Origin of the sequence: Facivitalis istanbulensis (genome assembly GCF_040560405.1) — a bacterium.
GTDB lineage: Bacteria > Pseudomonadota > Alphaproteobacteria > Sphingomonadales > Sphingomonadaceae > Sphingomonas > Sphingomonas istanbulensis.
Window position 1 is genome coordinate 17,569 of the sequence record NZ_JAVSCQ010000036.1, and the last position, 23,765, is coordinate 41,333.

The 23,765-nt window shown below is 65.9% G+C and carries 19 protein-coding genes; all 19 read right to left on the bottom strand.

What is annotated here, in order from left to right:
• Positions 1-76: 76 nt before the first annotated feature.
• The 19 genes from RN629_RS16170 to RN629_RS16260 all read right to left on the bottom strand — a co-directional run bounded on the left by RN629_RS16170 (position 77) and on the right by RN629_RS16260 (position 23,674).
• Positions 77-2,065, bottom strand: a complete 1,989-nt coding sequence (locus tag RN629_RS16170; RefSeq protein ID WP_407036153.1) for a BCCT family transporter — start codon at positions 2,063-2,065, stop codon at positions 77-79.
• Positions 2,066-2,208: 143 nt separating this feature from the next.
• A complete protein-coding gene (fdhA, locus tag RN629_RS16175) occupies positions 2,209-3,396 on the bottom strand; it encodes a formaldehyde dehydrogenase, glutathione-independent (RefSeq protein ID WP_407036154.1) in 1,188 nt (395 codons plus the stop codon).
• Positions 3,397-3,670: 274 nt separating this feature from the next.
• On the bottom strand, positions 3,671-4,156 hold the full coding sequence (locus RN629_RS16180; protein WP_407036155.1) for a prolyl-tRNA synthetase associated domain-containing protein: 486 nt from the start codon (positions 4,154-4,156) through the stop codon (positions 3,671-3,673).
• 10 nt (positions 4,157-4,166) lie between these two features.
• Positions 4,167-5,528, bottom strand: a complete 1,362-nt coding sequence (locus tag RN629_RS16185) for an L-serine ammonia-lyase (RefSeq protein ID WP_407036156.1) — start codon at positions 5,526-5,528, stop codon at positions 4,167-4,169.
• Between the two features lie 3 nt (positions 5,529-5,531).
• On the bottom strand, positions 5,532-6,065 hold the full coding sequence (locus RN629_RS16190) for a sarcosine oxidase subunit gamma (RefSeq protein WP_407036157.1): 534 nt from the start codon (positions 6,063-6,065) through the stop codon (positions 5,532-5,534).
• A complete protein-coding gene (locus RN629_RS16195) occupies positions 6,058-9,036 on the bottom strand; it encodes a sarcosine oxidase subunit alpha family protein (protein ID WP_407036158.1) in 2,979 nt (992 codons plus the stop codon). Before RN629_RS16195 ends, RN629_RS16190 begins: the two co-directional genes overlap by 8 nt.
• Positions 9,033-9,317, bottom strand: coding sequence for a sarcosine oxidase subunit delta (locus tag RN629_RS16200; RefSeq protein ID WP_407036159.1), 285 nt, complete (start codon positions 9,315-9,317; stop codon positions 9,033-9,035). The genes RN629_RS16195 and RN629_RS16200 overlap by 4 nt, the downstream gene beginning before the upstream one ends.
• An 11-nt stretch (positions 9,318-9,328) precedes the next feature.
• Entirely contained in the window at positions 9,329-10,582 is a 1,254-nt protein-coding gene (locus RN629_RS16205; protein WP_407036160.1) for a sarcosine oxidase subunit beta family protein, read from the bottom strand.
• Between the two features lie 23 nt (positions 10,583-10,605).
• The gene (gene glyA / locus RN629_RS16210) at positions 10,606-11,916 is read right to left on the bottom strand and encodes a serine hydroxymethyltransferase (protein ID WP_407036161.1); all 1,311 of its coding nucleotides are present in this window, start codon (positions 11,914-11,916) and stop codon (positions 10,606-10,608) included.
• Positions 11,917-12,244: 328 nt separating this feature from the next.
• Positions 12,245-13,879, bottom strand: coding sequence for an alkaline phosphatase D family protein (locus tag RN629_RS16215; protein WP_407036162.1), 1,635 nt, complete (start codon positions 13,877-13,879; stop codon positions 12,245-12,247).
• A gap of 32 nt (positions 13,880-13,911) precedes the next feature.
• Positions 13,912-16,986: a TonB-dependent receptor domain-containing protein gene (locus RN629_RS16220; RefSeq protein WP_407036163.1), complete on the bottom strand. Its 3,075-nt coding sequence runs from the start codon at positions 16,984-16,986 to the stop codon at positions 13,912-13,914.
• A gap of 94 nt (positions 16,987-17,080) precedes the next feature.
• Positions 17,081-18,076: a FecR family protein gene (locus tag RN629_RS16225; RefSeq protein WP_407036164.1), complete on the bottom strand. Its 996-nt coding sequence runs from the start codon at positions 18,074-18,076 to the stop codon at positions 17,081-17,083.
• Entirely contained in the window at positions 18,054-18,626 is a 573-nt protein-coding gene (locus RN629_RS16230; protein WP_407036165.1) for an RNA polymerase sigma factor, read from the bottom strand. Before RN629_RS16230 ends, RN629_RS16225 begins: the two co-directional genes overlap by 23 nt.
• A 193-nt stretch (positions 18,627-18,819) precedes the next feature.
• On the bottom strand, positions 18,820-19,185 hold the full coding sequence (locus RN629_RS16235; protein WP_407036166.1) for a YbaN family protein: 366 nt from the start codon (positions 19,183-19,185) through the stop codon (positions 18,820-18,822).
• A gap of 15 nt (positions 19,186-19,200) precedes the next feature.
• Positions 19,201-19,827: a biliverdin-producing heme oxygenase gene (locus RN629_RS16240; protein ID WP_407036167.1), complete on the bottom strand. Its 627-nt coding sequence runs from the start codon at positions 19,825-19,827 to the stop codon at positions 19,201-19,203.
• Between the two features lie 32 nt (positions 19,828-19,859).
• Positions 19,860-20,600, bottom strand: coding sequence for an energy transducer TonB (locus RN629_RS16245; protein WP_407036168.1), 741 nt, complete (start codon positions 20,598-20,600; stop codon positions 19,860-19,862).
• Positions 20,590-22,059, bottom strand: coding sequence for a surface lipoprotein assembly modifier (locus RN629_RS16250; RefSeq protein ID WP_455189842.1), 1,470 nt, complete (start codon positions 22,057-22,059; stop codon positions 20,590-20,592). The genes RN629_RS16245 and RN629_RS16250 overlap by 11 nt, the downstream gene beginning before the upstream one ends.
• Before the next feature lie 60 nt (positions 22,060-22,119).
• The gene (locus tag RN629_RS16255) at positions 22,120-22,890 is read right to left on the bottom strand and encodes a Slam-dependent surface lipoprotein (RefSeq protein ID WP_407036170.1); all 771 of its coding nucleotides are present in this window, start codon (positions 22,888-22,890) and stop codon (positions 22,120-22,122) included.
• Between the two features lie 115 nt (positions 22,891-23,005).
• A complete protein-coding gene (locus RN629_RS16260) occupies positions 23,006-23,674 on the bottom strand; it encodes a TonB-dependent receptor domain-containing protein (RefSeq protein WP_407036171.1) in 669 nt (222 codons plus the stop codon).
• Positions 23,675-23,765: the final 91 nt, after the last annotated feature.

A 23,765-nucleotide genomic window follows, 5' to 3' on the forward strand; every position in this document is an offset into this window, starting at 1 on the left:
GCCCGTGTCCTTCGATGGAGAATAATCGATGACGATGCGGGGGGCGGACACCGATGGCGCCCGCCCCGTCATTCGGTCAGGCGGTCGCGCCCACCCCGTGATGCTCGGGGGCCCGCGTCAGCAGGCTGAACATCGGCGACCCCGACAGGATCAGGTACCGCTCGAACTGCGACAGGACATCGGCGATGACCTGTTCCTCGGTCAGCCCCATGATGTCATAGCCTCGACCACCACAGGCAAAGAACGTCCGCGCCTCGTGCCGCACCTGCGGATCGACCGTCTCCAGCGGCGAGAAGGCCGCCAGGGCCCGCTCGGCCGGCCGGACCCCATAGAGAAAGCCGCGATGGCCATTCCCCGCCGGGGCGACCAGGCAGATGTCCCCATCACGCTCGACCATGTGCGCCGGGCGGCCGCGACGGGTCAGTTCGGCGGTGACGGCGGCCAGCGCCGGTCGCACCGTCCCCGCCAGATGGCTGTCCACATCGGCCTTGCCCGGCATGTGCAGCGCCTGCGACAACCGGGTCTGCCAGGACGGATCGACACTCGGTGAGGTGCGGAGCACGCCGCCCACCGCATATTGCGCCATGTCCGCCCGCATCCCTTTGAACAGCCCCGCCAGCAGCACAAGCATCACCATCGCAAAGGGCAGCGCCGCGATGATCGTCGCCGCCTTCAGCGCCGCAAGACCGCCCGCGACCAGCAGTATGATCGTGACCAGCGCCTCCAGCACGCACCAGAACAACCGCTGCATCTTGGTCGTCTCGGTCTTGCCGCCCGACCCGATGATGTCCATCACCAGCGAGCCCGAGCTTTGCGACGAGATGAAGAAAATCCCGATCATGAAGATCGCCAGCGCGGTCGTCGCGCCGCTGAACGGCAGATAGGCGAAGAATTTGAACAGCGCGATCGAGACGTTGCCCGCCACCGCCGTCGAGATCGCGCCGCCCGCAACGCCCTGGTCCAGGAACAGCGCAGTGTTGCCGAACACGGTCATCCACAGGAAGGTGAAGGCCGATGGCAGCAACAGCACCGCCAGGATGAATTCGCGCACCGTCCGCCCGCGTGAGATGCGCGCGATGAACATGCCGACGAACGGCGCCCAGGACATCCACCATGCCCAGTAGAACAGCGTCCAGTCGTTGATCCACGGCGTCGGCTTATAGGCATAGACGTTGAAGGTGCGCGGCACGAAGCTGGACAGGTACAGGCCGATATTCTGCACCAGATCGCGCATCAGCTGGATGGTCGGCCCGGCGAACAGCACGAACAGCATCAGGCCGATGGCGAGCAGGATGTTCAGCTCGCTCATCCGCTTGATGCCCTTGGACAGGCCGGACAACACCGCCAACGTCGAGATGGCGGAGATGATGACGATCAGCAGCACCTGGATCGGCACGCTCATCGGCAGGCCGATCAGATAGTTCAGCCCGCCATTGACCTGCTGAACCCCCAGCCCCAGCGAGGTCGCCAGCCCGAACACGGTGCAGCAGATGGCGAAGATGTCGACCGCGTCCCCGATACGCCCTTTGATCCGGTGCTTGAGCAGCGGATACAGCCCCGATCGAATGGTCAGCGGCAGATTGTAGCGATAGCCGAAATAGGCCAGCGACAGCCCCACGACCGAATAGATCGACCAGGCATGAATGCCCCAGTGGAAGAAGGTGATGCTCATCGCATCCTGCTGCGCGGCGATGCTGCGCGGCGCGGCGTCGGGCGGGGTCGTGAAATGCATGATCGGCTCGGCGACGGCATAATACATCAGGCCGATGCCCTTGCCCGCCGCGAACAGCATCGCGACCCAGGACACGAAGCGGAAATCCGGCTCGCAATCGTCCGGCCCCAGCTTCAGATCGCCGAAGCGGCTGAAACACAGGATGACGACCGACGCCAGGAACACCCCGACCGCGAGCAGATAGAACCAGCCGACCTGGGCCAGAATGCCCTTTTCGACGACGGTCAGAAACGCATCCGCCTGTTGCGGCAGGAACGTACCCACCCCCAGCAGGACCATGATGATACCGACCGCGCCAAAGAAGACGGGTCGATTGATGATGAAACCGGACATATCATCCCTCCCTCATCCCATCCGATCATCACGGTCCGCGGACACGGCCCCCCGGCCCCCGCCCCGCTACCGGGTCGAGGATGACATGATCGGAACATTGATGCGACGGTCCGGGCACGATTGCCCGGACCGTCCTGTCGCCGTCACGCGGCGGCGAGCATATCGTGCGGATCGAGGACGAACTTGGTCGCCGCCCCCTGATCGAACGTCTCATAACCCTGCGGCGCGTCGTCGAGCTTGATGACGCGCGCATTGACGATGTCCGCGATCGGCAGGCGATCGTGGAGGATGGCCTGCATCAGCTGGCGGTTATATTTCAGGACCGGGGTCTGGCCGGTATGGAAGGATTGCGCCTTGGCCCAGCCCAGACCGAAGCGCAGCGACAGGCTGCCCTGCTGCGCGGCCTTGTCCACCGCGCCGGGATCTTCGGTCACGTAAAGGCCCGGAATGCCGATCGAACCGGCCGCGCGGGTGATCTCCATCATCTGGTTCAGCACGATCGCGGGCTGTTCACCCCCCGCATGGCCGCGCGCCTCGAAACCGACGGCATCGATCGCGCTGTCCACCTCGTCGGTGCCGATCACCTGTGCGACCAGATCGCCCAGCCGGTCGCTCTTCGACAGGTCGATCGGCTCGAAGCCGACCTTGGCGGCATGGGCGAGGCGATCGGGATTGAAGTCGCCGATCATGACGACCGCCGCCCCCAGGATGCGCGCCGAGGCGGCGGCGGCCAGCCCGACTGGCCCCGCGCCCGCGACATAGACGGTCGATCCGACCCCCACACCGGCCATCATCGCGCCATGGAACCCGGTCGGCAGGATATCCGACAGCATGGTCAGGTCGCGGATCTTGGCCAGCGCCCGATCGCGATCGGGCAGCTTCAGCAGGTTGAAATCGGCATAGGGCACGGTGACATAGCGCGCCTGCCCGCCGATCCAGCCGCCCATGTCGACATAGCCATAGGCCCCGCCCGCGCGTTCCGGGTTCACCGTCAGGCACACCCCGGTATCCTGCGACTTGCAAGTGCGGCAGCGGCCGCAGGCGACGTTGAACGGGACCGAGACGATATCGCCGATCTCCAGCATCTCGACGTCGCAGCCCTTTTCGATCACCTCGCCGGTGATTTCGTGACCCAGCACCAGGCCCGGCGCGGCGGTGGTCCGGCCGCGCACCATATGCTGGTCGGAGCCGCAGATATTGGTCGAGATGACTTTCAGGATGACCGCATGTTCGATCCGGCGGCCGTCCGGGGCCTGCAATTTCGCATCATCGATGTCGCGGACTTCAACCTTGCCCGGCGCTACGTAAACGACGCCTCGATTCCTGCTCATGGCTCTCGATCCTCTCGTTCGGATATTCGATCGCGGTCGGCGCGGTCCGATGGCCCGCCGATCTCACCACAGGAAAGGAGCATGGCAGGTGACGATTACACCATCAGAAGTGCGACACAAAAGGTCACAAATGCGTCATCGGTAAAAATATATTACATGTCATGGAACATTTGAACAAAAATTGTGCAGCGCATAAAAAACGGGCAGCACCTCTTCATTTGCGCGAGGGGCTGCCCGACTGATCTGTTCGAATATTCCGGTCGAAAAAACGGCGTCAGGGCAAGGAAACCACCTGCACGTCATGGCCCAGATCTTCCAGCCATGCGACCAGCGGCTCGAATTCCAGCGCGATCGTCGCGGTGTTGCGCAGCGGATGGATCGCGATCCGGTCAGCCGAACGAAAGGCGGAGTCGAAAACCAGCCGCACGTCGCCCGGCGCCGTGTTTGCCAGGCCCAGCGGCGTGACCGCGCCCGGCGTCACCTGCAATAGCCGTTCCATGTCCTCGGCACTGCCGAACGAGAATTTGCCCGCGCCCAGCGCCTCCGCCATGCCCTTCAGGTCGGCCCGGCGATCATGCGGCAGCACGACCAGCCAGAAACGCTTCTGCTTGTCCTTCAGGAACAGGTTCTTGGTATGCGCGCCCGGCAATGCGGCATGGATGCCCACGCTTTCCTCGACGGTGAAGACCGCGGGGTGTTCCAGTGTCTCGAACGCGATGGCGTTGCGTTCGAATGCGGCGTAGATTTCGTCTTCGGTCATCGTCACCCTGTCAACATTCGGGGAAGCTGACGGCCAGGCCGCCCTGCGAGGTTTCCTTGTACTTCGCATGCATGTCCGTGCCGGTGCGCATCATCGTTTCGATCACCTGGTCGAGCGAGACGATATGCGTGCCGTCGCCGCGCAGCGACAAGGACGCCGCGTTGATCGCCTTGACCGCGCCAAAAGCGTTGCGCTCGATGCACGGCACCTGCACCAACCCCGCGATCGGGTCGCAGGTCATGCCCAGATGATGCTCCATCGCGATCTCGGCGGCATTCTCCACCTGTCGGTCGGTCGCGCCCATCGCGGCAGCCAGCCCGGCAGCGGCCATCGCACTGGCCGTCCCGACCTCGCCCTGACAACCCACTTCCGCGCCGGAGATCGAGGCGTTGAGCTTGGTCAGCACCCCGATCGCGCTGGCGGTCAACAGGAAGCCGTGCATCCCCGCCCGATCCGCGCCCGGCCAGAAATCGCGGTAATAGCGCAGGACCGAGGGGACCACGCCCGCCGCGCCATTGGTCGGCGCGGTCACGACCCGGCCGCCCGCAGCATTCTCCTCGTTCACCGCGATGGCGAACAGGCTGACATGGTCCATGATGCTGTGCGGCGCCTGCCGGTTGCGGAACCGGTCGCCGTCCAGCTTCTGCTTGAGCGCCCGCGCGCGGCGCGGCACCTTCAGGCGACCGGGCAAGATCCCCTCGGCCTGCATGCCATGGTCGATGCAGGTCATCATCACCTCGATCACCCGATCGAGATAAGCGTCGAGTTCGGCTTCGGAGGTTCGCGCCAGTTCGTTGGCCCGCATCACCTCGGCGATGCTGAGGCCATGGCAGCCGCAAATCGCCAGCAGTTCGGCCCCCGTCCGAAAGGGAAAGGGCGGCGCGACCTCCTCGTCTTCGAGCGCGGGGTCGCCGACCATATCCTCCGGTACGATGAAGCCGCCGCCGATCGAGCACCAGCGTTCCGCCAGAACCTCCGCGCCATCGGCATCGAACGCGGTCAGGCGCAGCGTGTTGGGATGGACCGGTGTCTCACCGATCCGGTCGAACACGATGTCCGCCTCCGGGTCGAAGTCGATGGCGCGCCCGCCGACGACCAGCCGCTTCTCGCTGTGCGCCTGCGCGACGATCTGTTCGATCTGCTCGGGCGCGATGGTATCGGGCAGGAACCCGGCCAGCCCCAGCATGACCGCCCGGTCGGTCGCGTGCCCCGTCCCCGTCCAGGCGAGCGAGCCGAGCAGGTCGCAGCGCACCCGCGCGAAACTCACCCCCCGCAAACCGGCGGCGAAGCTGTGTGCCGCCTTCATCGGCCCGACGGTATGGGACGAGGACGGCCCGATACCGACGCGGAACAGGTCACGGACCCCCAGCATCGCTTACGCCGCGACCTCCGCGACGCGCAGCAGCCCTTCGACATAGCGCGCGAAGGACCGCCAGACCTCGACATGGAAGGCATCGGGGGCGAGCCGCCACAGAATAATCTCCGCCTTGTCGTACATGGTCCGCGTGCACATCCCCTCGGGGAACGCCGCCAGCGACAGATCCAGCGCGCAGCCGCTGGCCAGAATGGCCTCCGCCGCGTCGCCGCGCACCGCCAGCGCCACCTGGCGATGGCTGACATCGACCAGCGCGCACAAGGCGTCGCCCAGCCGCGACTGGAGCCCCGACACCCAGTCGTCGCTGGCATCGTCGGTCAGCAGCAGCCATTCGTCGGGCCCCAGCCACAAGGCCGCCAGCTTGCCCTCGATCGCCGAGCGGCAGGCGGTCTGCGGCAAGGCCACGCCCAGCCGCTTCCCGACGAGGTCGACCATCGCCGCCGGGCAGCGGAGGACGGCGCGACCGAAATGGCCCAGCGGCTGGACGGCCCGGCTGCTGCCGAGGAAGGGCGATGCGGGAAGAAGCTCAGACATTGACGCGGTTTCCTTCCGGGTCGAGGAACACGGGCTGGACGACCTCGACGGCGATCGCGCCGCCCGGCATCGGGATGTGCAGCGTTTCGCCCATTCGATCGCGCCCGCCGCGCACCAGCGCCAGCGCGATCGGCGCGTCCAGCACCGCGCTGTAATAGCTGGAGGTGACATGGCCGATCGGCGTGGACGCTTCGGACGGGGTCACGACCTGCGCCCCCTCCTCCAGCACCGCGCGGCCGTCCTTGCTGCGCAGGCCGACCAGTTGCTTGCGGTCGGGCATGGCCATGGCGGGCCGCGCCAGCGAACGCTTGCCGACGAAATCGGGCTTGGCCTTGCCGATCGCCCAGGACAGGCCGACATCGTCGGGCGTCACCGTGCCGTCGGTTTCCTGACCGACGATGATATAGCCTTTTTCGGCGCGCAGGACGTGCATCGTCTCGGTGCCATAGGGCACCATGTCGCAGGTCTTGCCCCGTTCCCAGATCGCCTCCCACACCATCCGGCCATAGCCGCTGGGGACGTTGACCTCGAAGCCCAGCTCACCTGTGAAGCTGACCCGCATCAGCCGCATCGGCACGCCGCAGATGCGCGCGTCGGCGATGCTCATGTGCGGGAACGCCTCGGCCGAGACGTCCAGCCCCTCGATCAGCGGCGCAAGCACCTCTCTCGCGCGCGGCCCCTGCACCGCGATCACCGACCATTGCTCGGTGGTGGAGGTCAGCCAGACGTTGAGGTCCGGCCATTCGGTCTGGAGATAATCCTCCATCATGTTCAGCACGCGCGCCGCGCCGCCGGTGGTGGTGGTGACGTGGAAGCGATCCGCCGCCAGCCGCCCGACCACGCCGTCGTCCATCACGAACCCATCCTCGCGCAGCAACACGCCATAGCGGCACTTGCCGACGCCCAGCTTGGTCCAGGCGTTGATGAAGAAGCGGTTCATGAACTCCGCCGCGTCAGGTCCGACGACCTCGATCTTGCCCAGCGTGGACGCGTCGAAGATGCCGACGCTCTTGCGCACCTGCACGCATTCGCGGTTGACGGCGGCGTGCATGTCCTCGCCCTTATGCGGGAAGTAATGCGCGCGCCGCCAGTTGCCGACATCCTCGAACGCGGCCCCCTGCTCCTTCGCCCAGTCGTTGATCGCGGTGATCCGCGCCGGGTCGAACAGGTCGCCACGCGCATGGCCCGCCAGCGTGCCGAAGGTGACCGGCGTATAGGGCGAGCGGAAGGTGGTCAGCCCGATCTCCGGGATCAACCGGCCGGTCGCCTCCGACACGATGCCCAGCGCATTGATGTTGGACAGCTTGCCCTGGTCGGTCGCCATGCCCGTCGTCGTGTAGCGCTTGACATGCTCGATCGACAGGAAGCCCTCGCGCGTGGCGAGCATGATGTCCTTGGCGGTGACGTCATTCTGCCAGTCGACGAACGCCTTGGCCTTCGACAGATCGGCCGAGGTCGGGGCGGCGCCCATATAGCCGCCCTCCCCCTGCGCATGGCGCACGGTGACGCTCGGCGCGGTCGGGGAGGCCGCCTCGCCGCCATTGGCGCGGACCGCGGCCAGCCCGGCCTGCTGCCCGTCCGCCAGCGCCGCGTCGAGCGCGAAGCGGCCGCGACACGCGCCTGCCGACACCAGCGCCTCGGGCGAAGTCTCCGGCAGATAGGCCTGAAGGCGCTCGTCCCAGGACAGCTTGCCGCGCGACTGCGAAAAGAGGTGGACGCTGGGGGTGAAGCCCCCCGCCATCAGCACCGCGCCGCAAGGATGGCGGACCGCCTTGCCCCCCGCGCTGATGGTGATAGAGGCGACGCGCAGATGGCCGGTGGTGCCGTCAATCCGCGCATCGGTGACGACGTTCAGCCCAGTGTCGGCCGCCTGCTCGGACACCGCCGAGCGCGAACGGATATCGGCGATCACCGCGATCTGGACCCCGGCGGCTTTCAGCTCATGCGCGACCCGATAGGCATTGTCGTGCGCCGTGACGATCGCAACCCGCTCTCCGACACGGACGCCATATTGCTGGAGATAGGTGCGCGCCGCCTCCGCCAGCATGATGCCGGGACGGTCATTGTCGGGGAACACCAGCGGCCGTTCGATCGCACCGGTCGCCAGCACGACTTGGCTGGCGCGCACCTGCCACAGCCGTTCGCGGGCCGCGCCCTTGGCGGGATTGGCGAGATGGTCGGTCAACTTCTCGGTCAGGCCGATCCAGTTGTGCGGATAATAGCCGAAGGCGATCGTGCGCGGCAGCAGGGTGACATTGTCCATCGCGGCCAGCGCGTTCAGTTCGCGCGCCGCCCATTCCGTGGCGGACAGGCCATCGATTTCCGTCTCCGCCGCCGCGAGCAGCGAACCACCCATCCGCGCCCGGTCGTCGCACAGGATTACGCGCGCGCCGGTTTCGGCCGCCGTCCGCGCCGCCGCGATGCCCGCCGGCCCCGCGCCGACCACCAGCACGTCGCAATGCGCATAACGCTGGCTGTAATGATCGGGATCGGGTTCGGTCGGCGCGACGCCCAGCCCGGCCGCCTCGCGAATGCGCGGCTCATAGAGCGAGTCCCACGCCTTTTTCGGCCACATGAACGTCTTGTAGTAGAAGCCCGCCGGGATGAAGCGGCTCAGCAGCTTGTCGTTGACCGCCATGCGGTCCTTTTCCAGGCTGGGGTGCCGGTTCTGGCTGACCGCGTCGAGCCCGTCATACAACTCGACCTGCGTGGCAAGCAGGTTCGGCGCATAGCGCGCACGGTCGCGGCGGATGCCGACCAGCGCGTTCGGCTCGTCCGCGCCCGCCCCCAGCACGCCGCGCGGGCGGTGATATTTGAACGACCGGCCCAGCAGATGGACGCCGTTGGCGAGCAGCGCGGAGGCGAGCGTGTCGCCCTCCACCCCGGTATAGCGCTTGCCGTCGAAGGTGAAGCTTATCGGCTGGCCCGTGGTGACGGTACCTTGCGCGATACGGTGAGTGGTCGTCTTCATGCGTCCTCGCCCGTCGGTGCGGTTTCGCCGACTTTGTAGGTGGTCACGAACATGTCGGTCCGCGTGTCGCGCACCGCGTTGAAGAAGCGGGCGCAGCCATGGATATGGCGCCAGCGCTCGGCGTGCAGCCCCTTGGGATTGGAGCGCGTGTAGAGATAGGCGTTCCATTCCTCGTCGGAGAGGTCGGCGGGCCGCACCGGGCGGTCGATATGCGCTTCGCCGCCATAGCTGAACTCCAGCTCGGGCCGATCGCCGCAATAGGGGCATTTGATGATGAGCATGGCGTCCCCTTTCAGTGCGCGACGGCCGCCGCGGCGGCCTCGTCGATCATGAAGCCGTCCCGGAAGCGTTCGATCGTATAGGGCGCGTTGATCCGGTGCGGCTCGTCCTTGGCGATGGTGTAGGCGAGCAGGTGCGCCGCCCCCGGCGTCGCCTTGAACCCGCCGGTGCCCCAGCCGCAATTGACATACAGTCCCTTGACCGGCGTCTTGGCGATGATCGGCGAGCGATCGGGCGTCACGTCGACGATCCCCCCCCAGCTGCGCAGCATCCGCATCCGGCGGAATTGCGGGAACAGCTCGCAGATCGCCTCCAGCGTGTGGGTCGCGATGTGAAGGCCGCCGCGCTGGGTATAGCTGGTATAGGCGTCGGTGCCTGCGCCGATCACCAGCTCGCCCTTGTCCGACTGGCTCATATAGGCGTGGATGGTGTTCGACATGACCACGCAGGGAAAGATCGGCTTGATCGGCTCCGACACCAAAGCCTGAAGCGGATAGCTTTCCAGCGGCAGGCGCACGCCCGCCATGCCCAGCACGACGCTGGTATGTCCCGCCGCCGAGACGCCGACCCGCTTCGACGCGATGAAGCCGCGCGTGGTTTCCACCCCGGACACCGCGCCGCTGGCATCGCGACGGATGCCGGTCACCTCGCAATTCTCGATGATGTCGACGCCCAGCGCATCGGCGGCGCGCGCATAGCCCCAGGCGACCGCGTCGTGCCGCGCCGTGCCACCACGCCGCTGCAACGCCGCGCCCAGCACCGGATAGCGCATGTTGCGCTCGATGTTCAGCGGCGGACAGAATTCCTTCGCCTCTTCGGGCGTCAGCCATTCATTGTCGACGCCGTTGATCCGGTTGGCATGAACGTGGCGCTTGAACACCTGCACGTCATGGATGTTGTGCGCCAGCATCAGCACGCCACGCTGCGAGAACATCACATTATAGTTGAGGTCCTGGCTCAGCCCCTCCCACAGCTTCAGCGCATGGTCGTAGAGCGCGGCGCTCTCGTCGAAGAGATAGTTGGAGCGGATGATCGTCGTATTGCGACCGGTATTGCCGCCGCCGATCCAGCCTTTTTCGACCACCGCGATGTTGCGCATCCCGAACGTCTTGGCGAGATAATAGGCCGCGCCCAGCCCGTGGCCGCCGCCACCGACGATGATCGCGTCATAGCTGGGCTTGGGGCTGGCATTGCGCCACTGGGGCTTCCATCCCTTGTGACCGCCAAGCCCCTGACGGAAAAGCGAGAATGCCGAAAAGCGCTGCATTGTCTGTTCCTTAGGATCGGGCATCAACCGCGCGCGGTGTCGTAGATCGGATAGCGGGCGCACAGTGCGACCACATCGGCGCGCACCTCCTGGATCAGGGCGTCGGGAACCTCGCCCGCCGATGCGGAATCGAGGATGCGGTTGATGAGCCGCCCGACCTCCTCGAACGCGGCCTTGTCGAAGCCGCGGCTGGTCAGGGCACTGCTCCCCAGGCGAATGCCAGATGTCACGGCGGGTTTCTCCGGGTCGAACGGGATGCCGTTCTTGTTGCAGGTGATACCGGCCTCATCGAGCACCAGCTCGGCGCGCTTGCCGGTCAGATTCTTCGGCCGCAGGTCGACCAGCACGATATGCGTGTCGGTGCCGCCCGAGACGATCGAATAGCCATTGGCGGCTAGCGCCCCGGCCAGAGTCTGGGCATTCTCGACCACGCGGCGCGCATAATCCTTGAACGAGGGGCGCAGCGCCTCGCCAAAGGCTACGGCCTTGGCGGCGATCACATGCTCCAGCGGCCCACCCTGGATGCCGGGGAAGATCGCCGAGTTGAACTTCTTGGCCAGTGCCTCGTCATTGGTCAGGATCATGCCGCCGCGCGGGCCGCGCAGCGTCTTGTGCGTGGTCGTGGTGACGACATGGGCATGCTCCAGCGGATTGGGATGCACCCCGCCCGCGACCAGCCCGGCGAAATGCGCCATGTCGACCATCAGCAGCGCATCGACCGAATCGGCGATCTCGCGGAACCGCGCGAAGTCGATCTGGCGCGGATAGGCCGAGCCGCCTGCGATGATGAGTTTCGGGTGATATTCGCGCGCCAGTTCGGCGACAGCGTCATAATCGATCCGCTGGTCCGCCTCGCGCACGCCGTAGGGGATGGCGTTCAGCCACTTGCCCGAAAAGGTCGGCGCGGCCCCGTGCGTCAGGTGTCCGCCATGCGCGAGGCTGAGGCCCATCAGCGTCTCGCCCGGCTTCATCAGCGCGAACTGCACCGCCATATTGGCCTGCGCGCCCGAATGCGGCTGGACATTGGCGAACTTCGCCCCGAACAATGCGCAAGCGCGGTCGATGGCGAGTTGCTCGGTCACATCGACATGCTCGCATCCGCCATAATAGCGGCGCCCCGGATAGCCTTCGGCATATTTGTTGGTCAGGACCGACCCTTGCGCCTGCAACACGGCGGTGGAGACGATATTCTCCGAGGCGATCAGTTCCAGCTTGTCGCGCTGCCGCCCCAACTCCGCCTCGATCGCGGCGTCCACCTGCGGGTCGCTATCGGCAAGCTGTCCTCCGAAAAACGCGGTTTCGGTCGTGTCGACGATGCTGGGATGGGTTGCCATCGAAAATCCTCTCGCTCTTTCGTTGCAGGATGATGGCAAGCCCCTCCCACCGCCGGAACGAGCGCGGCGAAAGCCGCGCAGATTTGCGACATGAATGATCCATCCCCGAAAGGACGTTCGGCACGCGCGCCGGGCGACGCCCTGCCCGCATGGCGCGACGACCCGCTCCTTCCGTCAAAACAAGACGGCCCGCCGATGAGGCAGGCCAGTCGTTGGCGCACATCGGACGGAAGGCGCTGGCAACAGCGATCGTCTTCCGGCCGTGACGGCGCTCAAATCATGCGCCGGTGACGTCCTCCCCACCAAAGGGGAGGAGCGCCACGCGCCGTCAGGCGCTGAACCGGCGTCGTCCGGCATCCACGGACATGCGATGGCGGCTCGACACGGCCATGGTCCGCTCGCGAATGGTCTTCATGAAGATCCATTCGCCCGACACCGCGGCGGACGTGATCTCCACCATCACATAGCCCCGCCGGCTGGTATCGGCCCATTGCAGTTCCGGGTTGGCGGCGACCAATTCCCGCGCCACGCGCAACGGGTCCTGGGTGAAATCGGATTCCATGCCCGGCGACGTGACGCTGGTGCCGCCGAATTCGACGCCGGCGGGCCGTCCGTCTTCGGCCAGTGAATAAGCCCAGGCATTGTGGCTGTCCCCCGTCAGCATGACGAGATCCGCGTCGGCCTGTTGCGCGGCGCGCAAAAGCCGCGCGCGGGCGGCGGGATAGCCGTCCCATGCGTCCATATTCCATGACGGCGCGCCCAACTGGCTGGAGCGCACCACGCCCCGCCAGAAGGCGACATCCTCCGCCGAACTGCCCTTGGGCAGCCAGTCGAGCACGATCTCCGGCACCCGCTTGGTGCCCAGATTGGTGCCCATGCCGACGATCTGCCAGATGCTGTTCTTCGCATTCGCGCGGAACATGTGCGCAAGCCAGCTTTCCTGCACGGAGCCGAGCATCGTCGCGGACGGGTCCTGCAATTGCCGTTCGCGAAATTGCTCGAACGCGGCCGGAGTTGCCATCGCCCGCACGACCTCGCTCGTCTCGATCTGTCGGGTCCGCGCAAGGACGCGCGATTCCGTGCGATAGAGCGTGGCCAGACGACCGATGGGATAGCTCTTCCAAGGCTCGTCGGACACGGGGAGCCATTCGCGAAAAGCCTGGATCGAGGCATTGCGACGGCGGCTCCAATCCCCCTCGGTCGCGGGCTGATGATTCTCGGCGCCGCCTTCCCAGGAGTCATTGGCGGTTTCGTGATCGTCCCATTGCGCGATCATCGGTGCGATCTGGTGAAGGCGCTGCAAATCCGGATCGGCGCGATAACAGGCATAGCGCATCCGATAATCCGCCAGCTCGATCATCTCGCCGGCGGGTTCGACCACCCGTCCGGCGACAATATTGCGCGCGGACGGATAACGGCCGCGCTCATATTCGTACAGATAATCGCCGACATGCAGCCACAGGTCGACATCGTCACGCGCGGCCGCATGGGCATAGGCGTTGAACCAGCCAAAGGGCAGGTTGGAGCAGGAGAACAGCGCCAATCCGAAACGGTCGACATTCAGCACCGGCAGCGTCCTGGTCCGGCCGGTCGGGGATTTGGTCCCGTCAGGGGCGACGAAACGATACCAATAGACGGTGCCGGGCTCCAGTCCATCGACCATGATCTTGGCCGTCCAGTCCCGATAGGCACCGGTACGCACGCTGCCTCCCGCGACGATGCGGGCGAATGCGGGATCCTGTGCGACCTCCGCCTGCAGATGCACCGAATCCTGCGCGCCCGCCGGCACGTAGCGCGTCCACAGGAGCATCGTGTCCGGGCCGGGTTCGCCACTCGCGACATTGTGCGTGAAGCCGGTGGTGAAGGAAACCATGGCGGAGGCGCGGAAGCCGGGGAGCAGCAAGCCCCCCAGCCCCAGCGCACTCCCCGCGATGAACTGCCGTCGCTGAATATCGGGCATCATGATGGGGTGTCCTATATTATATATCGGTGTGTTCAGAACTTGAACTGTCCATCGACATGGAAATAGCGACCGACATTGTCGTAATAGGCATTGCCAGTGTAGACGCCCGGCACCCGTGGCGGCTTGACGTCGATGATGTTGTTGATGCCCAGGCCAAGCGTGGCCCCGTCCGTAACCTTGTACCGGAATGACAGGTCATTATAGACGCGCGCCGGTATATGCTGGTTGTCATAGGATTCCGGCGATGCCGCATTCACATCATATTTGGCGGCGCTGAAGAAGCGGGTGTCGATCGCCACGCTCGCCCGGTCGATATCATAGGCGGTGAACAACGTGCCACGGAACCGCGGGTCGGAATAGCCGCCGTCATAGCGCACATCGCCCTCGGCGCTGCCCGGCGTCGTCTCGACGATCTGCTTGATAAGCCAGGTGCCCTTGAACCCGGCGCTGAACATGCCCGCCCCGATCGCCTTGCGATAGCGCATCCCGAAATCAATCCCTCGGGCATACATGCGCGAGGCGTTGATGTTGAACGACCGCACCGCCGTCGCATGGCCATTGGCATCGCGATCGACCTGGCGACAGAAGACATTGTCGATCGAGGGCAGATCGACGCACAGCTTCATCACGGTCAGGTAGCTGAACTGCGAGATGACGCCCTTGATATCGATGTCCCAATAATCGACCGTCATGTCGAAACCGGGCAGGAAGCTCGGCTGGAAGATCGCGCCGAGCGTCAGGCTGTTGGACGTTTCGGGCTGAAGATCGGGATTGCCGCCCGTGGTCCGCACCGTGTCGACCGAATAGCGCTTGAGCGGCGAGAGGATGCCCAGCGCCTTGCAGTTCGCGGTGCGCGTGGGATTCTGATCGTAGAAGCCGGTCGAGCAGGGATCGTCGAAGAACCCGGCATAGGACCGGCTCTGCGGCGAATAAAGCTCACCGAAATTGGGGGTACGAACGCTGCGCGACCGCACGCCGCGCAGCGTGATGTCCTTGATCGGCGACCAGGTGCCGCCCGCTTTCCAGGTGTTGGTGGCGCCGACCGTACTATAGTCGGAATAGCGATAGGCGCCCTCAATCTCCAGACGGTGCGCGAACGGCAGGTCGCGCAGCAGCGGCACCACCAACTCGCCATAGACTTCCGAGACCTTGATGCTCTTGTCCAATTCCGGATGCACCGGCGCGTCCGACCCGACATAGGTCAGTTCGCCATTCAGCGCGAGCGGATCGTCGGTGGTCTTGAGCGTGTCGCGACGATGCTCCGCCCCCAATGCGAAGGAGACGTCGCCATAGGGCAGCGACAGGAAGCTGCCCGTGACGCTCCCGCCGAAAATCTCCTGGGTATTGGTGCGCTGTTCGTGACGATCGCGCAGCAGATATGCGACCTGCTGCTGCGAGACGGGCGACATGCTGAAGATATCGAACGGAACGCAGCCATTGGCGCGGGCCGTGGCGTCACGGCAGACAGGTGCCCCCGTGGTCGGGTCGGCGATGACGTCCCGCCCCGCGAGCCAGTGCGGCATGTAGGGAAGATTGGTGGCGCGGACATCGTCGCGCGTCCGGCCATATTGATAATAGACTTCCCAATTATACTTGCCCGCCAGCTTTCCGGCCAGGTTGGTGAAGAAGGTGAAGCTTTCGCGATCATGCTTGTCCTGCTCCATCGGGAAAATGGAATAGGCGCGGCTGATCGGCAGGGCGGTCAACCCGTTATCGACCATGACCTGCCGGATGGCGGACGGCAGAAACGGATTGTCCAGATAGGCGACCGATCCGCCCGCGCCGCTGAACCAGCGCTTGCGGCTGTCGTCGCGCCAGTAATTCACCGCGCCGGTGTAGAGCGAGCGACCATAATCGAAGCGCGCGCCATAGGTGATCGCGTCGTTCAACTGATAGTCGAACCGGCCGATAACGGCATAGTTCCTGAACGACCCGCGCAGCTGATCATTGTCGTAAAGATTGCGCCCCTCGCCGCCTTCGCCATCGGCGAATTCGCCCGTCGTGGAAACGCGATCATGGGGCCGCGCCGCATGCGGCTTTCCGCCGTCGACGACATAGGATTGCCCGTTCAGATAATAGGTCGGCTGGTACATGTAATAGACCTGCCGGTTATCATAGGCCGTGAACTGATCGGGAATGCCGTCATGCGCGCTGTCGCTGGCCGGATTGCCCAGATAGGTGATGAGATTGCGCGCAAACGGACGCTGCATCGGATTGATCTCGGCCGTGCGCGAATATGTCCCGCCCAGCGCGAAGGTCCCGCGATCCTCCGCGAATTTTCCGCCGGTCGACGCCAACAGCGCGAACTGGCCCGCATCGCCATAGCGGGAGATGCCGTTCATCACCGAAAGGTTCAGCCCTTCCGGCGCGCGCTTCGTGATGATGTTGACGGCGCCCGTCACCGCATCCGCGCCATAGATCGCCGCGGCACCGCCCGTAATCACTTCGATCCGTTCGATCATGGCGGGCGGGATCATGTTGATGTCCACCGCCGACGAGCGCGCGGAGCCCGACACGCGGCGCATCCCGTCGATCAGGGTCAGGCTGCGATTGGTGCCGAGGTTGCGGAGCGACACCGCCGAAATGCCCCCGTCCCAGGATTCGCCATAGGAGGTCGAAGGGCCGATGCCCGGCGCCACGGCGGGTTCCCGCATCAGCGCGTCATAGGCGGTGACCCGGCCCAGTCGCGCCGATTCATCCATGTTGACCACGCTCACCGGCATTGGCGAGGCGAGTTCCGGGCGCGCGATCCGCGATCCGGTGACGACAATGGGATTGTCCGTCGATGCGACATCGTCGTTCAGGCCCACCACCGCGACATTGCCGGAAAAGGACCGCACCGACAGGCCGGTACCGTCCAGCAGCCGATCGAGCGCAACGGTGACGTCCAGCACGCCCTGCACCGCATTGGTGCGCCGTCCATCGGCATCGCGGCCCGCCACGATGATCTGGATGCCCGCCTGCTTGGCGAAAGTCCGGACGCCCGCCGATGCGGCCTGGGCCGGAACGTTGAAGGTCTGGGTCGCGGCATAGGCCGGACCGGCAAGGCACGTGCTGACCGCCACCGCGACCACAGAGGCCGCGGACCAGAATTGAAGGCTGCGCATTGAATATATGTCCCCGCTTTCGAAACTCTGAAAGCAAAGACGGTCGTCCGTTTTGATTTCCGTCAGGAAATAAAATTAATTATTTTTGAAGTTTTTATTTCATGTATATTACAATTTCATTCTGACTCTTCGCAATATCGGCGCCCGCGATGGCGGCCGCCGCCTTTGCGAACTGCTCGGGCTCATTGGCACGGAACAGGCCGACGATCCGCAGTTCGCCGATCGGCTTATCCTTGATCACGATCTTCGTCTCATTCACGCGATTGAAGCGGATAACGGCATCGGCAATCCGGTCGTTGTCGAGCGAGATCTGAGCCAGTTGAGGCGCGGGCAAGGGTGGCATCCTGACGGGGGTCTTTGCCATGGGGACCGGCGACGGCTCATCCTCCGGCCCCGGCTCCAGCGTCAGCTTGCCGCCCGCGCGCAGCAGCACCGCCTGATCCCGCTCGTCGCGCGCCCAGACCAGCACCTTGCCTTCCTTGACCTCCACCGTCCCGCCGGTGTCGCCGACACGCGCGACCGAATAGACGGTGCCCGTCGCCTGCGCGGAAACATCACCGGAAAACACGACGAAGGGATGCGCCTTGTCCTTGGCGACCTCGAACGTGGCCTCGCCACGAACCAGCGTGACCTTGCGCATGCCGTCCGCCCGCTCGAACCGGATCGTCGCCCCCTCCGCCAGACGCGCGGTCGAGCCATCGGCCAGGCTCAGCACCCTGCCTTGCGCGTGCGGCTCGGACTGTTGCAGGTAAAGAAGGCCGCCGCCGAAAACCGCCAGGGTCAGCGACGCCGCCATGCCGACCGCGACCCGGCCGATCCAGCCATGCGCGCGCGGCGCCCATGCCTGTCGCGGCCCCGCCACGTCATTGTCGTTCAGGGCGGCGGCGCCCCGATGCGCGCCGATAACGGCATCTTCCATCGCGTAGAGGCCGGCCCGCGCCCGCAGGAACGCGCCCTGATGGCGCCTGTCGCATTTCAGCCACGCCTCAAGCTCCGCGCGCTCCGCGGACGTCATATCGCCATATTCCGCGCGCGAAGCCCAGCGGATCGCCTGTTCTTCTACGGCATCAATGGGACCGGGGCGTGCCAATCAGCCTATCCTCTTCATCAATTTGTGGTCCGTCCTGCTCCGCTATTTCGTTCAGCATCCGCTTCAACCCACGGGCGATGTGATTCTCCACGACATGTTCGCTCACGCCCAGCCTGCTGGCCGTCTCCTTCTGCGACAGCCCCTCGATCCGTCGCAGCACGATCACGCGACGGCAGGTCTCCGACATTTTGGAAAGCAGGGCGTGGACACGCCCCAGTTCCTGGCTCGCTGCAATGGCCCTGTCCGCCGACGGCCCCTCATCCAAGACGTTGGAGAAGTCGAATTCCGTCATCGGAATGACTTTTTTCCCATAGGTCTGGCGCGCGGCGTCGGTCGCGACCGCGTGGACCGTCCTTCGGAAATAGGCTGGCGGATTGGTGATATGCGCGACGGAATTCAGGGATGACAGGCGACAATAGGCTTCCTGGATGACGTCATCGACATCGACCACCCCCCGCCACCGCCGGGCAAGCCATAGCCGGACCGACCGCTCGCAGGGCAGTATCTCCCTTGCAACCCACAAGGCTATGGCGTCGCGTTCTTCGTCCATGCGCTAGATCGATCGTCATCCGAACTCGGTAGCAGACTGATTCGCCAGTCTTGTGCGAGCGGGTTACATCGCGCGAATTATTGCACGCTGATGACAACCGATTTATCCGGCGCTCGCGCGACCATTCTCCCGTGCCCCTTTTCCGTCATTGCCGACCATGGCGTATCGGCCCCGGATCACTGGCCACGCAGCATCAGGAGGTGGCGGTCGGCCGTGTTGCGATATAGATGGCGCAACCCGTCATGACCAACGCCACCATCGCAAGGACGATGGTCGTCGGACGAACGGTCACAAGGAAGATCGCATAGCCGGTCGCGATGCCACCGCACGCCATGGCCTTGGCCCGCCGGCTCATCGCGCCGTCACGACGCCATGCGCGCAGCGTGGGGCCGAAGCGTGGATGGTCCAGCAATCGCGCCTCCAGCCGCGGCGATGAACGGGCAAAGCACCCCATTGCCAGGATGAGGAAGATCGTCGTCGGCATCAGCGGCAGGATCGCGCCGACGATCCCCAGCCCGACACAGACGATCCCCAGCGACAGCCAGCCGAGCCGGATCACCGCGCGGCACCGCCGTCAGGCGAAGCTGTCATCGGCCAGCGCCCGGACATAGGTGAAGGCATCGCGCGCGCCGTTCAGCATCATGGCATCGTCCACCTGGTCCAGGTCCAGCCTGTCGACCGCTCCCGCAAAGCTCTTCCAATACCGTCCGCGCCCGTCCGGATGACTGGCGAAGTGCCGCGCGCCGAACGCTTCGTCCAGCCCCAGCGCCGCCGCCCGCTGCAAGAGCGAAGCCGCGCCCAGCGTCGACCCTTCGGCCACCCATAGCCAGCCAATGGCCGTGGCAGGCGCGACATGACGCGCGTCGAACGGCCGTTCGCTGTCCGGCGGCGCGGAATGGCCCAGGTCCGCCAGATCCTGCCGCACCCGCTCCAACCGCCGCCGGGCGGGCAGGTCCAGCGCCGCCGGAAGCGGCAGCGCCCGGATGTAGAGCCCGTCGATGGCGCGATGAAAGCGATACTGCATGGCGAGCAGGCGGCCATAGCGGTCGCGGTCCCGAAACGGCTCGGCGGAGATGATCCGGGTGTCCAGGCCGTCATGCGCGCTGCGGGTCGCCTGCATCAGCCGCTGCGAGCGGGATGCGGTGCGCGCGGGCATGGCGATTGCCGGGCGGGGATCGGCGTGGGAAGCGACAGGGGGCATGGCAAGGATCCTTGGGGCTGGGATGAGAAGGGTCAGCGGCGCAGGGCGAAGTCGATCGGCACTTCCACGGTGACCGGATCGTCGGGGATGGCCTCGTCGACCGCCGGCAGGGGCGAGGCCCGGCTCACCGTCGTGCGGGCTTCCATGTCGAGCAGCGGATACCCACTGCCATGAACGATATCGACCCCGACCACATCGCCCGAGCGGCGCAGCGTGATGGCGACGCGCACGACGCCCTGCTGGCGGGCCGCCTCTGCCTGGCGCGGATAGCGGCGATAGCGTTTGAGGTGACCGAGCAGCCGCGCGCGCCAGTCCGCCGCCGCGGCCCCCGGTGCGGCGGTGCCGAGGGCGGCGGGCGCGGGTCGGGCTGGGCTCTCAACCGGATGGGCGGACGGCATCGCGGTCGATGGAAGCGCCCGTTCCGGCGCGGGCGGCGCGAGCGGGGCATGTACCGGAACCGCGACCGATGGCGGGGCGACCAGCACCGGGACGCTGACGGCCAGCGGCGGTGCGGGCGGCGCGATCACCGTGGCGGGCGGCTGGCGATCGGGGGGCCACGGATCGGAACGCGCCGCCGCCGGCTGGTCGAGCGGGATCGATCGCGCGACGAACGCCTCCATCTTCCCCGCCTCGATGACCGGGGTCGGTGGCGTGAGCAGCCGGATGCTGAACAGCAACGCCACCAGCATCCCCCCCACCGCCAGCGCCGCCGTCCCGAACGCCCGCGCCTGCCTCGGCTGGTGATAGCCCGAGCGATGCACCTCAAAAGGCATGTTCCAGCCTGATGCTCGCGGCGTCGCGACGATAGGAATAGAGCCAGTCGACATTACTCTTCACCCGGTTGTGCTGAAGAAGGATGTTGGGGGTCAGCCCGGCGAGGCGCAGCCTGGGCAGGCGCAGCACGGCGGTCAGGTTCGTCTCGCGGTCGTGGCGGACAGCCTCCAGCAATTCGCTATAGGCCCGATAGTCGCGCTGGCGGACCGAGCCGATCAGCGTCAGTTCGGCCCAGTCGGCAAAGCCATGCACGACGCCCAGCCGGGCACCAAAATGGCGATAGGCATTGGCGCGCGCATCCGCGCGCTTGTCGCCGGCCTCGACCCCGCTGAACAGGGTCCAGCCGTGCGGCCGCGAGAGCCACCCGGTCACACTTGCTTCGGTCAATGCGCCGTCGAGATCGTCAAAGCCCCGTCGATAGTCGAACGCCCGGCGCGCAATCTCCAGGCGCAGGGCGGTGTCGGGTGACGGGGTGATCATCGCCTCCGCCCGCAGGCCCGGCGCGGTGTAGAGCAACCGTTGGCCGTAGCTGGCGAGATCGATCGTCGGCGAGAGGGTCAGGCTGCGCCGGGCGGTCTGGTGATCATAACCGATCTGCACGGACAGTGTCGCCTGATCGAACGCGCCCTGCCCCGGCCAGACATCGCCATAGACGAACGCGCGCGCGAGCAGGCCGCCCTGCCCCTTCAACGCGATCCGGCGGCTGACGCTCCCTTCGATATTGAGGCCGACAGACGCGATCGCGGGCGGCAGGGTGCGATCGATCAGGCAGAGGCCGTCCTCCCCCCTCAACAGGCAGGTCCGGCTCGCCGAGCTCTGGTTGAGGTTGCTGCTGTAACCGGGACCGGCGGCGATCATGCCCTGCCATCCGCCGCGCCGGTCGAGCACCGCGAGGAAGGTGTCGACCGTCCGGCGCACGCCAACGGCCTGTTCGCCCTGCCCCGCCAGATCCCCGCGCACCGCGCGGAACAGACGGCGCGCCTCGCGATCCTTGCGGTTTTCGAACAGGACGCGGCCGAGTTCGAGCCGGCCGGGCAGGAAGTCGGGCTGGATCGCCAGCAGCGCGCGATATTGCCGTTCCGCTTCGCCCAGCCGCCCCTCACTGCGCGCCAGCCCGCCGCGCGCCCAGGCTACCAGCATCGGGTCATGACGGGGGAGCGCGAGATAGCGTGGCAGGAAGCGGCGGACATCGACCCAGTTCTTGCGGGCGACCGACAGGTAGAGGGCGCGACCCAGATCGTCGGGCGTGTTGCCGACCGTGTAGACCTGCCCGTCGATGGTGATGCGGTCGGGCGGTTCGGCGCCATCCATCGCCTCGCGCTCCTGCGGCGTGGCCCGGCGATCGATGCCGGGGTCGAGGCGCAGGCGGGTATCGTCGCTGCGCGCACTCTGCGCGGCGGCGGGCGCGGCCAGCGGCAGCAGGGCTAGCGTCAGGAAACAGATGGGGGCGTGGCGCATCGGGATCGGCACGGAACCGGGGCTCCCGCAAGGGAGTGACGGGAGCCCCGGCCCTTAGCGTCAGTTCTTCGTGCCGCCGAACGCGGTGTCATGCTGACGCGCACCGTCGAACTTGACGGTCCCGGCCAGCGCCGCCGCATTGGCGCCGAAGAAGCGGCCGTTCACTGCACCACTCGATGCGACCGTGCTGCCCGACTGGGTGGCGGTGGCACCGTTGCCCGCGAAGCTGGCCCCAGCGATCCGTGCCGTACCGATATCGACCCCCGCGCCGGTCGAAGCGTTGGCTAGGCTACCGCTCAGCGTGCCCGACGTGCCCGATCCGAAATTGGCGGTCAGCGTACCGCTCAGCGCACCCTTGTTGGCATAGTCGCCAATGCCCTTGACGGCATAGGTGGCGGTGCCACTGGTCGGGACGGTGGTGCCGCTGGTGTTGCCGACATAATAGACGCTGTGGTCACCCGCCGAGGCGCTGCCGGTCTGCGACCATTCGCCGATCCACAGATCGTCCGATCCGACCCGCGCGAAGCGGAAATCGCCATATTGGCTATGATCCTTCGTGCTGCTCGTGGCCATGTTCAGATGGCGCACGCCGTTCAGGTCGGGAGGGGTGTATAGGCTCAGGCCCTGGAAATCGACGCGCCGCCCATTGGTCCCCGGCACGCCGATTCCGGCGCGCCCGGCAACATGGGGGCCGCCATTCACGTCGCTGGCACCCACGCTCACCGTGTCGGTGTCACTCGACCCGCCCGCGAATTGGGCATGGGCCGTGCCAGTGGTCAGGACCGTGGCAAGCCCAGCGAGAATGATGGTCTTCATCTGAATGGAGGTCATGCTATTACTCCTGCGGTTGTGTGCGTCCGATCGCTTCGGGCGCATCGATCCGGCCCCGTTCCCCATGTCCGGCTTTCAGGATGGATCTGGGTGGCGGGGTCGAATTTCGGGATCATCAGAACCGGCCCGTCAGGCTCAGCCGGACGGTGCGTCCGGGCGCGGGCATCAGCGAGCGTGTCAGCGGGTCCGCATAATAGCGGTCGTTGAGATTGGTCCCGACCAGTTCGGCCGAGAAGCGATCATTGACCCGGTAGCGGACATAGGCGTCGGCGGTGAGGATCGTGCCCCAGCTAAACGGCACGTTGAGCGAGTAGACGTCGATCTGCTGCTCCCGGGGCAGGTTCGCGATCTTCTCGAAAAACGGATTGTTATAGTGGCTGTAATAGGTCAGCCGCCCGCCAATCTCGAGCCGCCTGTCCAGGAACCGGCCACCCATCGTCCAATTCACCGTCTGTTCGGGCGTCGCCTGCGTCAGCAGGAAGCCGTCCGGGAACCCATATTTGACGCAATTGGGAATGCTGCCGTTCTTCCGGTCCGCCAATGCTGCCGCACTCTCGTCACAGACCCGGTTGGTCGTCATGAAGGCGGCGCCGACCTGGGTGTAGAAACCGCCCGTATCGACCCGCGCCTCGGCCTCGATTCCCGCGATCGTCTGGTCGTGGATATTGCTGAACTGAAGTTGGGTGGACCGCTCGACCACGTTGGAGATGCGGTTGTGATAGAAGGTCAGCTTGACGTCGGCGCGCTGTGCACAGCGACATCGCAGTTGAAGGGTCAGCGACATCGTAGATGACGTGTGGGGGGAAGCGGAGGCCGGGCGTAGCCCGGACGTAGCTTCCCCCCACACGGGCGCGGGTTTCCCCGTGCCGTTGGCG